The following is an 11,502-nucleotide window of genomic DNA, read 5'->3' as shown; positions in this document are numbered from 1 at the left end:
CTCCCACAACCCCGCCCCGTGCCCCGCAACCCGGCGGAGCGCCGCGCGGGGCGCCCTGTGGGGTGGGCCACATCGGCCCCGGCCGTCCGGGATCCCGGATGCGCGATAGCCTGACCGCTGGATCTCTCTTGACGCCAAGAGATCGATCATCGACACAGGTGATCGATCATCCCGGCGGCAGGGCAGGAGATCCCGTACCCCGGGGCAGGGACGCCCCACCGTCGTCAGCTGTCATACGGAGAACGCCATGACCCGCACTCCCGTGAACGTCACCGTCACCGGCGCGGCCGGCCAGATCGGTTACGCCCTGCTCTTCCGCATCGCCTCCGGCCAGCTGCTCGGCGCGGACGTGCCGGTCAAGCTGCGTCTCCTGGAGATCACGCCGGCGCTGAAGGCCGCCGAGGGCACCGCCATGGAGCTCGACGACTGCGCCTTCCCGCTCCTCCAGGGCATCGACATCACGGACGACCCGAACGTCGCCTTCGACGGCACGAACGTCGGTCTCCTCGTCGGCGCCCGCCCCCGCACCAAGGGCATGGAGCGCGGCGACCTGCTCTCGGCCAACGGCGGCATCTTCAAGCCCCAGGGCAAGGCCATCAACGACAACGCCGCGGACGACGTGAAGATCCTCGTCGTCGGCAACCCGGCCAACACCAACGCCCTCATCGCCCAGGCCGCCGCCCCGGACGTACCGGCGGAGCGCTTCACCGCGATGACGCGCCTCGACCACAACCGCGCGCTCACGCAGCTCGCGAAGAAGACGGGCTCGACGGTCGCGGACATCAAGCGCCTCACCATCTGGGGCAACCACTCCGCCACCCAGTACCCCGACATCTTCCAGGCCACGATCGCCGGCAAGAACGCCGCCGAGACCGTGAACGACGAGAAGTGGCTGGCCGAGGAGTTCATCCCGACCGTCGCCAAGCGCGGTGCCGCCATCATCGAGGCCCGCGGCGCCTCCTCGGCCGCCTCGGCCGCGAACGCCGCGATCGACCACGTGCACACGTGGGTCAACGGCACGGCGGACGGCGACTGGACCTCGATGGGCATCCCGTCCGACGGTTCGTACGGCGTTCCGGAGGGCCTCATCTCCTCCTTCCCCGTCACCACGAAGGACGGCTCGTACGAGATCGTCCAGGGCCTCGACATCAACGAGTTCTCCCGCGCCCGCATCGACGCGTCGGTGAAGGAGCTGGAGGAGGAGCGCGAGGCGGTCCGCGCCCTCGGCCTCATCTGAGCCGTACGCCGGCCTGAAGGCCGAAGCCCCACCCAAGCTTGAAGCCGCCCCCGGAATCGCCGGGGGCGGCTTTTTCGCGCACCGCACGCCACCGCGCAACGCTCACCGAGCGACCGTCCGTACCTGCTCCCCCCTGTGCAGCAGGTCCCGGACAGCGGCGGCGTACGAGCCCGGCTCAGGCGGTGTCGATCGATCCAGTGGTTCGTGATGGTGGGGCCGCCGGAGCAGCGCAGGCTGGTCGGCGTGGTGACCCTCTTCCAGGCGGACCACTTGTAGTCACCGTCGGAACACCGGATGCCGAGCCGCCAACTGCCGCCGCCCGCCATGCTGTTGCAGGCGCACCCCGGGCGAAGGTCGGGCTGGTCTGTTCGCTCCAGCACTGATTACGGGCGACGGGCCATGCGTCACCTGACCAGCACCTTCTCGAACCAGTAACTCGCGTGCGCGTTCGCGTCGTACGCCGGGATCTCGACGTATCCGCTCGTGCGGTACATCGCGGCGGCCTCCTTGAGGACCTCGTGCGTGTCGAGGCGTACGACGTGATGCCCGCGCCCGGCTGCCGCACGTTCCAGCGCGGTCAACAGCCGCCGTCCGAGGCCGAGTCCGCGGGCGTCGGGGTGCACCCAGAGATGCCGGATCTCGGCCGTGCGAGCGTCGAGCGCGCACAGCGCCCCGCAGCCGACGGCACGCTCCTCCTCGTACGCGACGAGGAGGACGGCGATCTGCTCCGGCGGCACGAGGTCCGCGGTGGCGTATCCCTCGGGGAACCGCTCGTCGAGTTCGGCGGCGAAACCGGCCAGGCAGGCGCGCGCGTCGGCCGACCGGGTGTCCACGGCCCTGATGCCGACCCCGGCCAGCCGCAGCAGCCGCTCGGCCACGGTGACGGCCTCCGTCAGCCGCCCCCGCTGCTCCTCGCTCAGCCCGTCGAGCAGGCCCTTTGCGAGCCCGTCGGCCCGCCGGTTCTGCTCCGCCAGTTCCGCCCGTCCGGCCTCCGTGAGCTCCGCGAGGCGCAGCCGGCTGTCCGTCGGGTGCACGCTGACCCGGACGAGCCCCTGGCCCTCCAGCGCGCGCACCATCCGGCTCAAGTACCCGGCGTCCAGGCCGAGTCGGGTCCTCAGCTCCTTCAGCGACGCGCCGGTCCCGATCTCGAACAGCAGACGCGCCTCGCCGAGCGGACGGTCCTGCCCGAGGTAGTGATCGTCGAGCACACCGATCCGGCGGGTGAAGTACCGGTTGAAGCGGCGCAGGGTGGTCACGTGCTCCGCGGACACTGACGCTGTCACTGGCTCCATATTTCTTTGACTTTAGTCAAAGGGTTGCCGGGAGTCCATGGGTCGGGAGTCCATGGGTCGGGAGTCCATGGGTTGGGCCGCGGGCGTCCACGGTCGGGCCTCGCGTTTCGCACCTTCTGTTCCTATTTCCAGTGATTTTTCAGTGACTCGGCGCACTATCCGTCACTGGTTGTGCATGCAAACCAGGTCCCGGGGCAGGTGCACTCGGCCCGCGAGAGTGACACGCGTGTGACGCAGGGGCACGGAACAGGAACGGAAGGCAACACCGAACATGTCGGGACACCAGGCGCAGCAGACGATTCATGTGGGCGGAGAGTGGCGTGCGGCCGCCTCAGGGGCCACGCGCGACATTCTCGACCCGGCGGACGCCAAGACGTTCGCCGTGGTCGCCGAAGGCGGCGTACCGGACACGGACGCCGCCGTCGAGGCCGCCCGGCGCGCCTTCGACCACGGAGAGTGGCCACACACCCCCGTCACCGAGCGGGCCGCGCTCCTGCGCCGCGTCGCCGACCTTCTCGTACGCGACCGCGAAGCGCTCGGGCTCCTTGAGAGCCGGGACGCGGGCAAGACCCTGGAGGAGGGGCGCGTCGACATCGACTGTGTCGCCGACGCCTTCCGCTACTTCGCCGATCTCGTCGTCGGCGAGGGTGGCGGGCGGGTCGTCGACGCCGGGTCGGACGACATCCACAGCGTCGTCGTGCACGAACCCGTCGGCGTCTGCGCGATGATCACGCCCTGGAACTACCCGTTGCTGCAGGCGAGTTGGAAGGTGGCACCCGCCCTCGCCGCCGGGAACACCTTCGTCATCAAGCCGAGCGAGATCACTCCGCTGACCACGGTCGCCCTCATCGCGCTGCTGGTCGAGGCCGGGCTGCCCGAGGGTGTCGCCAACATCGTCACCGGGCCCGGCCACAGCGTCGGCGCCCGGCTCGCCGAGCACCCGGACGTCGACCTCGTGTCGTTCACGGGTGGACTCGTCAGCGGTACGAAGGTCGCGCAGGCCGCCGCCGTCACCGTGAAGAAGGTCGCCCTCGAACTGGGCGGCAAGAACCCCAACGTCGTCTTCGCCGACGCCTGCGCCACGGAGGAAGGGTTCGACACCGCCGTCGACCAGGCCCTGAACGCCGCCTTCATCCACAGCGGGCAGGTGTGCTCCGCCGGTTCCCGGCTCATCATCGAGGAGTCCGTGCGCGAGCGCTTCGTCGCCGAACTGGCGCGGCGGGCCGAGCGGATCCGGCTCGGCCGCGGTACCGAGGACGGCGTCGAGTGCGGCCCGCTCGTCTCCGCCGAACAGCGCGAGAAGACCGAGTCGTACGTCGCCGCGGCCCTCGCCGAGGGCGCGGTGCTGCGAGCCGGCGGCGCCCGCCCCGAGCCGTCCGCCGAGCGGCCCGCCACCGGCTACTTCTACGAGCCGACCGTCCTCGACCAGTGCCACCGCGACATGCGGGTCGTCCGGGAAGAGGTGTTCGGCCCGGTCCTGACCGTCGAGACCTTCCGCACGGAGGACGAGGCCGTCGCGCTCGCCAACGACACGGAGTACGGGCTCGCGGGCGGCGTCTGGACGGCCGACGCGGGGCGCGCCCGGCGCGTCGCCGGCCGGCTGCGGCACGGCACCGTCTGGATCAACGACTTCCACCCCTACCTCCCGCAGGCGGAGTGGGGCGGCTTCGGCAAGAGCGGTGTGGGGCGCGAACTCGGGCCCGCGGGGCTCGCCGAGTACCGCGAGACCAAGCACGTCTACCAGAACCTCGCGCCGAAGCCCGTCCGGTGGTTCGCGGGCTGACCCCCGCCCCCGACCACCTTCGACCCCCACCGCACAAGGCACCTTGGAGCGCCACGCCATGCCTGAACACGCCACGCCCGAACCCGCGATGCCCGCACACGCCCTGCCCGAAGAACAGAACACGGCAGAACAGAACACGTACGACTACGTCGTCATAGGCGGCGGCACCGCGGGTTCCGTCATCGCCTCCCGGCTCACCGAGAACCCGGACGTCACGGTCGCCGTCATCGAGGGCGGCCCGAGCGACGTGGGCCGCGAGGACGTCCTGACCCTGCGGCGCTGGATGGGCCTGCTCGGCGGGGAGCTGGACTACGACTACCCGACGACCGAGCAGCCGCGCGGCAACTCGCACATCCGGCACAGCCGCGCCCGGGTCCTCGGCGGATGCTCCTCGCACAACACGCTCATCGCGTTCAAGCCGCTGCCGTCCGACTGGGACGAGTGGGAGGCGGCGGGCGCCAAGGGCTGGGGCGCGGTGCCGATGGAGGCGTACTTCCCGCGGCTGCGCAACAACATCGTGCCGGTCGACGAGAAGGACCGGAACGCCATCGCCCGCGACTTCGTCGACGCCGCGCAGTCGGCCCTCGAAGTGCCGCGCGTGGAGGGCTTCAACAAGCAGCCGTTCACCGAGGGCGTCGGCTTCTTCGACCTCGCGTACCACCCGGAGAACAACAAGCGGTCGAGCGCGTCGGTCGCCTACCTGCATCCGTTCATGGACGAGCGGCCCAACCTCCACATCCTCCTGGAGACGTGGGCGTACAAGCTGGAGCTCGACGGGACGCGCGCCCGCGGTGTGCACGTACGCACCAAGGACGGCGAGGAAGTCCTCGTCCGGGCGCGGAACGAAGTGCTGCTGTGCGCCGGTGCCGTCGACTCGCCGCGGCTGCTCATGCACTCCGGCATCGGGCCGCGCCAGGACCTCGAAGCGCTCGGCATCCCCGTCGTCCACGACCTGCCGGGCGTCGGCGAGAACCTGCTCGACCACCCCGAGTCGGTCATCGTGTGGGAGACGGACGGGCCGATCCCCGAGAACTCCGCGATGGACTCCGACGCGGGCCTGTTCGTGCGGCGCGACCCCGAACACGCCGGTCCGGACCTGATGTTCCACTTCTACCAGGTCCCCTTCACGGACAACCCGGAGCGCATCGGCTACGAACGCCCCGCGCACGGCGTCTCGATGACCCCGAACATCCCCAAGCCGCGCAGCCGTGGACGCCTCTACCTGACGAGCGCGGACCCGGCCGAGAAGCCCGCTCTCGACTTCCGCTACTTCACGGACGAGGACGACTACGACGGCCGCACGCTCGTCGACGGCATCAAGATCGCGCGCGAGATCGCCAAGTCCGAGCCGCTCGCGCACTGGCTCAAGCGCGAGGTCTGCCCGGGACCGGACGTCACGGGCGACGAGGAGCTCAGTGCGTACGCCCGGTCGGTGGCGCACACCGTGTACCACCCGGCGGGCACCTGCCGGATGGGCGCGTCCGACGACCAACTGGCCGTAGTGGACCCCGAGTTGAGGATCCGTGGCCTCGATGGCATCCGGATCGCCGACGCGTCGGTCTTCCCGACGATGCCCGCCGTGAACCCGATGATCGGGGTGCTCATGGTCGGCGAGAAGTGCGTGGACCTGCTGGGAGGCGGTGCGTGATGAGTACGTCAACCGATGTTCAGGACGCGGCTGTTGAGCCGACGGGTGCCGGGCACACGAGTGCCGGCGGCTCGGGTGCCGAGCCCGTCTTCGCCGTCGACGGGCTGTGGAAGGTCTTCGGCCCCAAGGCAGACCGCGTCCCCGCCGACCCCGAGCTCGCGGCCCTCAGCCCGGCCGAACTCCGGTCCCGTACCGGCTGCACGGCCGCCGTCCGGGACGTGAGCTTCGATGTGCGCAAGGGCGAGGTCTTCGTCGTCATGGGCCTGTCCGGCTCGGGCAAGTCCACCCTCGTACGCTGTCTGACCCGGCTCATCGAGCCGACGGCCGGCTCGATCGTCATCGACGGCGAGGACGTCCGCGCCATGGACAAGGCGCGGCTGCGCGAACTGCGCCGCCACCGCGCCGCGATGGTCTTCCAGCACTTCGGCCTGCTGCCGCACCGGACCGTGCTCGACAACGTCGCGTACGGGCTCGAAGTCCAGGGCGTCGGCAGGCGCGAGCGCCGCGAGAGGGCCCAGGAGGTCGTCACCAAGGTCGGCCTCGAAGGCATGGAACACCGGCGGCCCGGCCAGCTCTCCGGCGGTCAGCAGCAGCGCGTCGGACTGGCGCGGGCGCTGGCCGTGGACCCCGAAGTCCTGCTGTTCGACGAGCCGTTCAGCGCGCTCGACCCGCTGATCCGGCGCGACATGCAGGAGGAGGTCGTCCGGCTCCACCACGAGGAGGGCCGCACGATGGTCTTCATCACCCACGACCTGAACGAGGCCCTGCGCCTGGGCGACCGCATCGCCCTCATGCGCGACGGCCGTGTCGTCCAGCTCGGCACGCCCGAGGAGATCGTGGGCTCGCCCGCCGACGACTACGTTCGCGAGTTCGTACGGGACGTGCCGCGCGAGCAGGTCATGACGGTACGGCGGGCCATGCGGGCCGCGTCCGCGCAGGAGGCGGGCGAGGGCCCGGCCCTCGCGCCCCAGGCCACGGTCTCCGAGGCCATCGAGGCGGTCGCGCGCACCGGCCAGACCGCCCGCGTGGTCGACCGGGGGCGCTGCCTCGGGGTCGTCGACTCGGACGCGCTGCTGGGGGTGGTGGCTGGGACCGGCGGGCAGTTCGCCGATGAGGCCGCTGGTTCGGACACCGATGCGGCCACCGGTTCGGAGTCGGGTGCCGGTTCGGCCGAGTCTGCTCCTGACCAGGGCGACGGAACGGCCTCGTCCGCTCGCGAGGGGGTGGCCTGATGGCCACGATCACCGCGACCGCTCCCCGGAGCGGTCTCCCCGGATTCCTCAAGCACCCCGCCACCGGCAAGCTCCTGCTGCTCGCCGTCGCGGCGGCGGTCCTCGTCCCGCTGGCCAACGCGCGTTGGGCCAGCGGAAGTTGGCCGCACGCCCTCACCGTCGACCTCACCGAGCCCCTCGGCAAGGCCAGCGACTGGGTCATCGACAACCGCGACAGCCACCCGCTGTTCCTCTACTTCTTCGGGTACGTCTCCAACGCGGTCGTCCTCTCCGTACGCGCCGTCTACCTCGTCCTGCTCGCCGCCGGCTGGGCGGGCGTCACGGCCGCGGCGGCACTGGTCGCCTGGCGGGTCGCGGGGGTAAGGCTGGCGCTCGGCACGGGCGCCGCGTTCCTGGCCTGCGGGCTGCTCGGTATGTGGATCCCCACCATGCAGACGCTCGCGCTCATGGTGGTCGCGGTCCTCGCGTCCGTCGTGATCGGCGTGCTCCTCGGCCTCGCGGCGGGGCTCTCCGACCGTACGTACCGGGCGCTCCGCCCCGTACTCGACACCATGCAAGTGTTCCCGGCCTACGCGTACCTCCTGCCGGTCGTCCTCGTCTTCGGCATGGGTGTCCCGGCCGCGGTGCTGGCCACCGTCGTGTACGCGGCCCCGCCGATGGCCCGGCTCACCGCGCTCGGTCTGCGCGGCGCCGACGCCGGGGTGATGGAGGCCGTCGAGTCCCTGGGCACCACGGCCCGGCAACGGCTCCTCACGGCCCGCATCCCGCTCGCCCGCAAGGAACTCCTCCTCGGCCTCAACCAGACGATCATGATGGCCCTGTCCATGGCCGTCATCGCGTCCGTCATCGGCGCGGCCGGCCTCGGCGACCGCGTCTACCAGGCGCTCGCCTCGGTCGACGTGGGCGCGGCGCTCGCCGCCGGTATCCCGATCGTGCTGCTCGCCGTCGTCCTCGACCGGGTGACGGGCGCGGCGGGAACGGTGGACGACGAGCTTGGCGGAGACACCGGGTCCCGCTGGACCGGCTGGGCCTACGCGGCCGTCGTGGCGGTGGCCGTCGCGGTCGCCGGACGCCTCACCGACCGGCTCGACTGGCCCGAGGCCTGGCTCGTGAACATCGCCGAGCCCGTCAACAGGGCCGTCGACTGGATGACGGACCACCTCTACTCAGGCGTCCCCTACGTGGGCGGCACCGCCGACTGGGCGGGCCACTTCACCACCTGGGTCCTGGACCCGATGCGGGACGGTCTGCAGTGGCTGCCCTGGTGGTCGGCCCTGCTGATCGTCGCCGCGCTCGCCTGGCTGATCGGCACCTGGCGCACCGCGCTCACCGCCGTTCTCGCGATGGCCGCGATCGGCGTACTCGGCGTGTGGGGGCCGTCCCTCGACACGCTGTCGCAGGTCCTCGCGGCCGTGGCCGTCACCCTCGTCCTGGGCTTCGCGACCGGCATCGCGGCGGCCAGGAGCGAGCGCTGCGAACGCGTGCTGCGCCCCTTCCTGGACGTCTTCCAGACGATGCCGCAGTTCGTGTACCTCATCCCCGTCGTCGCCCTCTTCGGCGTGGGCCGCGCCCCGGCGGTCGCCGCCGCGGTCGTCTACGCCCTCCCCGCCGTCGTCCGCATCACCACGCAGGGCCTGCGCCAGGTCGACCCGGCGGCCATGGAGTCCTCGCGCTCGATGGGTGCCACGGGCTGGCAGCAACTCCGCCAGGTCCAGCTGCCGTTGGCCCGCCCCGCACTGCTGCTCGCGCTCAACCAGGGCGTCGTCCTCGTCCTCGCCGTCGTCATCATCGGCGGCCTGGTCGGCGGTGGAGCACTCGGCTACGACGTCGTGTTCGGGCTCGCCCAGGGCGACTTGGCCACGGGCCTGGTGGCCGGAGCGGCGATCGTCTGCCTCGGCCTGATGCTCGACCGGGTGACCCAGCCGACGGACCGCCGCACGAAGAAGGGAGCCTGAGATGCGTACGCGTATGAAGGGCGTGCTGGCAGTCGGCTGCTCCCTGCTGGTGCTGACGACGGCCGGCTGCGGAGCCGCCGACATGACCAAGCAGGCCTCGCCCTTCGCCAACGCGCAGGGTGCCAAGACCGTGACCCTGTCCGTGCAGTCGTGGGTCGGCGCACAGGCCAACGTGGCCGTCGCGCAGTACCTGTTGGAGCACGAGCTGGGCTATCGCGTCGACACCGTCCAGGTCGACGAGGTCCCCGCGTGGGACGCGCTCAGCCAGGGCCGGGTCGACGCGATCCTGGAGGACTGGGGCCACCCCGAGCAGGAACAGCGGTACGTCAAGGACAAGAAGACGATCGTGAACGGCGGCGGCCTCGGCGTCACCGGGCACATCGGCTGGTTCGTACCGACGTACTTCGCGAAGCAGCACCCCGACGTGACCAACTGGAAGAACCTGAACAAGTACGCCGACCAGCTCCGCACCCCCGAGAGCGGCGGCAAGGGGCAGTTGCTCGACGGCTCACCCTCCTACGTCACGAACGACAAGGCGCTGGTGAAGAACCTGGACCTCGACCTCCAGGTGGTGTTCGCCGGTTCGGAGGCGGCCCAGATCACCCAGATGCGCCAGTTCGCCAAGGAGAAGAAGCCGTTCCTGACCTACTGGTACTCACCCCAGTGGCTCTTCAAGAAGGTCCCCATGACGGAGGTGAAGCTGCCCGCCTACAAGGAGGGCTGCGACGCCGACCCGGAGAAGGTCGCCTGCGCCTATCCGCACACCCCGCTGCAGAAGTACCTGAACACGGACTTCGCGAAGAGCGACGGCAAGGCGGCGGACTTCCTGAAGAAGTTCAAGTGGACGACCGAGGACCAGAACGAGGTCTCCCTGATGATCGCCGACCAGAAGCTGACGCCCGAGGAGGCGGCGCGGAAGTGGGCCGAGGGCCATGAGTCCACGTGGAAGGCGTGGCTGCGCAAGTAGTCCACCGCCGGACGGGCCATCCAAGTGGCCCTTCCTGTACGGGTGCCGGGTGTCTCCCTGACGAGGGCACCCGGCACTCCCGCGTGTTGTGCCGCAACTTGTACGGCTACTGGCTACGGCTGCTGGTTCGGCTACTTGTACTGCCCGGCCGTGTAGTGGCCGGCCACGAGACGGCAGGTCACGCCGAAGCGGTTCCAGGCGTTGATCACCGTGATGGCGGCGATCAGCTGGGTCAGCTCGGCCTCGTCGAACTGGCGGGCGGCGGCCTCGTACACCTCGTCCGGCACGAAGCCGTCCGTCAGGACCGTCACGGCCTCGGTGAGCGCGAGCGCCGCGAGCTCCTTCTCCGTGTAGAAGTGCCGTGACTCCTCCCATGCGCTGAGCTGGACGATCCGCTCGACGCTCTCGCCCGCCGCGAACGCGTCCTTCGTGTGCATGTCGAGGCAGAACGCGCAGTGGTTGAGCTGCGACGCGCGGATCTTCACCAGCTCCAGCAGTACCGGGTCGACGCCCTTCCGGGCAGCCGCGTCCAGCCTGACCATGGCCTTGTAGACCTCGGGGGCGAACTCGGTCCACTGGAGGCGGGGGGCGTGCTCGCGGGCGAGCGGGGTGTCCGTAGTGGTGGCGGTGGCGGTGGTGTTCGTCGTCATGATCATGAGCCTACGTCCGGAGTAGCCCAGGAGTATGGTCCATTTCCATGGTGAAATCCTGGGCCACTTTCGGAGTGGATCTGCATGTCGACGTGACGCGCACCGGCTCCGGCCTGCGCAAAGGCCTGACGGACGCGTTGCGGGCCGCGGTGCGCGGCGGACGGCTCGCGCCCGGGACCCGGCTGCCGTCGTCGCGCTCCCTCGCCGCCGATCTGGGCATCGCGCGCAACACCGTCGCCGACGCGTACGCCGACCTCGTGGCCGAGGGCTGGCTCACCGCCCGCCAGGGCTCCGGCACGCGGGTCGCCGAGCGGGCGGTGGTGGCACCGGCCTCCGCCCCGCCCCGGCCGCGTACGCCCGGCGGCCCGGCGTACGACCTCGTCCCCGGCACCCCCGACCTCGCCTCGTTCCCGCGCGCCGAGTGGCTCAAGGCCTCCCGCCGAGCCCTCACCGCGGCCCCGTACGACGCTCTCGGATACGGGGACCCGCGAGGCCGCGTCGAACTGCGCACCGCGCTCGCGGGCTACCTCGCCCGGGCCCGCGGCGTACGCGCCGACCCCGAACGCATCCTCATCTGCTCCGGATTCGCACACGGCCTGATGCTGCTCGGCACGGTGCTGCGACAGCGGGGCGCGGGGGCGCTGGCGATGGAGTCGTACGGACTCGACGTGCACTGGAATCTCGTGGAGCGGGCGGGCCTGCGATCGGTGACCCTGCCGTTCGACGAACTGGGCACGC

Annotated in this window: 10 protein-coding genes; 8 read left to right on the top strand and 2 right to left on the bottom strand. The window is 70.9% G+C overall.

Annotation, left to right across the window (positions count from 1 at the left end; genetic code table 11):
• Positions 1-247: 247 nt before the first annotated feature.
• Together AOK17_RS39410 and AOK17_RS51020 are read left to right on the top strand one after the other, a co-directional pair.
• Positions 248-1,237 (top strand): malate dehydrogenase, encoded by a 990-nt coding sequence (locus AOK17_RS39410; RefSeq protein ID WP_055617427.1) that lies wholly within the window; start codon positions 248-250, stop codon positions 1,235-1,237.
• Positions 1,238-1,372: 135 nt separating this feature from the next.
• The gene (locus AOK17_RS51020; RefSeq protein ID WP_157881489.1) at positions 1,373-1,513 is read left to right on the top strand and encodes a hypothetical protein; all 141 of its coding nucleotides are present in this window, start codon (positions 1,373-1,375) and stop codon (positions 1,511-1,513) included.
• A 128-nt stretch (positions 1,514-1,641) separates the two neighbouring features.
• Here the strand turns inward: AOK17_RS51020 and AOK17_RS39405 are convergent, their stop codons facing one another.
• Positions 1,642-2,529 (bottom strand): bifunctional helix-turn-helix transcriptional regulator/GNAT family N-acetyltransferase, encoded by an 888-nt coding sequence (locus AOK17_RS39405; protein ID WP_055617426.1) that lies wholly within the window; start codon positions 2,527-2,529, stop codon positions 1,642-1,644.
• Between the two features lie 271 nt (positions 2,530-2,800).
• Between AOK17_RS39405 and AOK17_RS39400 the strand changes: the two genes are divergently transcribed.
• From AOK17_RS39400 to AOK17_RS39380, 5 genes are all read left to right on the top strand, one after another.
• Positions 2,801-4,312 carry an aldehyde dehydrogenase family protein gene (locus AOK17_RS39400; protein WP_055617425.1) on the top strand — a complete coding sequence of 504 codons (1,512 nt, stop codon included), beginning with the start codon at positions 2,801-2,803 and terminating at the stop codon, positions 4,310-4,312.
• A gap of 88 nt (positions 4,313-4,400) precedes the next feature.
• Positions 4,401-5,960 carry a GMC family oxidoreductase gene (locus tag AOK17_RS39395; RefSeq protein ID WP_055617430.1) on the top strand — a complete coding sequence of 520 codons (1,560 nt, stop codon included), beginning with the start codon at positions 4,401-4,403 and terminating at the stop codon, positions 5,958-5,960.
• Complete coding sequence (locus AOK17_RS39390; RefSeq protein WP_245697649.1) at positions 5,960-7,192, top strand: quaternary amine ABC transporter ATP-binding protein; 1,233 nt, start codon at positions 5,960-5,962, stop codon at positions 7,190-7,192. The genes AOK17_RS39395 and AOK17_RS39390 overlap by 1 nt, the downstream gene beginning before the upstream one ends.
• Positions 7,192-9,147, top strand: a complete 1,956-nt coding sequence (locus tag AOK17_RS39385; RefSeq protein WP_055617424.1) for an ABC transporter permease — start codon at positions 7,192-7,194, stop codon at positions 9,145-9,147. The genes AOK17_RS39390 and AOK17_RS39385 overlap by 1 nt, the downstream gene beginning before the upstream one ends.
• A gap of 1 nt (position 9,148) precedes the next feature.
• A complete protein-coding gene (locus tag AOK17_RS39380) occupies positions 9,149-10,114 on the top strand; it encodes an ABC transporter substrate-binding protein (RefSeq protein WP_055617423.1) in 966 nt (321 codons plus the stop codon).
• A 131-nt stretch (positions 10,115-10,245) separates the two neighbouring features.
• Here AOK17_RS39380 and AOK17_RS39375 read toward each other — a convergent pair whose 3' ends face one another.
• Positions 10,246-10,764: a carboxymuconolactone decarboxylase family protein gene (locus AOK17_RS39375; protein WP_055617428.1), complete on the bottom strand. Its 519-nt coding sequence runs from the start codon at positions 10,762-10,764 to the stop codon at positions 10,246-10,248.
• 47 nt (positions 10,765-10,811) lie between these two features.
• Between AOK17_RS39375 and AOK17_RS39370 the strand changes: the two genes are divergently transcribed.
• Positions 10,812-11,502 (top strand): aminotransferase class I/II-fold pyridoxal phosphate-dependent enzyme (locus AOK17_RS39370; protein WP_157881488.1); only part of this gene is annotated, 691 nt, incomplete at its 3' end.

It is taken from the genome of Streptomyces phaeochromogenes, assembly GCF_001418655.1.
GTDB lineage: Bacteria > Actinomycetota > Actinomycetes > Streptomycetales > Streptomycetaceae > Streptomyces > Streptomyces phaeochromogenes.
Note: the sequence above shows the minus strand (reverse complement) of the source record. Positions and strands in the feature narration are given on the sequence as shown.

What these genes read in the sequence shown, in the direction of transcription:
- AOK17_RS39410 (WP_055617427.1), top strand. Translation starts at nt 248, where the DNA reads ATGACCCGCACTCCCGTGAACGTCACCGTCACCGGCGCGGCCGGCCAG.
- AOK17_RS39405 (WP_055617426.1), bottom strand. Translation starts at nt 2,529, where the DNA reads ATGGAGCCAGTGACAGCGTCAGTGTCCGCGGAGCACGTGACCACCCTG.
- AOK17_RS39400 (WP_055617425.1), top strand. Translation starts at nt 2,801, where the DNA reads ATGTCGGGACACCAGGCGCAGCAGACGATTCATGTGGGCGGAGAGTGG.
- AOK17_RS39395 (WP_055617430.1), top strand. Translation starts at nt 4,401, where the DNA reads ATGCCCGCACACGCCCTGCCCGAAGAACAGAACACGGCAGAACAGAAC.
- AOK17_RS39390 (WP_245697649.1), top strand. Translation starts at nt 5,960, where the DNA reads ATGAGTACGTCAACCGATGTTCAGGACGCGGCTGTTGAGCCGACGGGT.
- AOK17_RS39385 (WP_055617424.1), top strand. Translation starts at nt 7,192, where the DNA reads ATGGCCACGATCACCGCGACCGCTCCCCGGAGCGGTCTCCCCGGATTC.
- AOK17_RS39380 (WP_055617423.1), top strand. Translation starts at nt 9,149, where the DNA reads ATGCGTACGCGTATGAAGGGCGTGCTGGCAGTCGGCTGCTCCCTGCTG.
- AOK17_RS39375 (WP_055617428.1), bottom strand. Translation starts at nt 10,764, where the DNA reads ATGACGACGAACACCACCGCCACCGCCACCACTACGGACACCCCGCTC.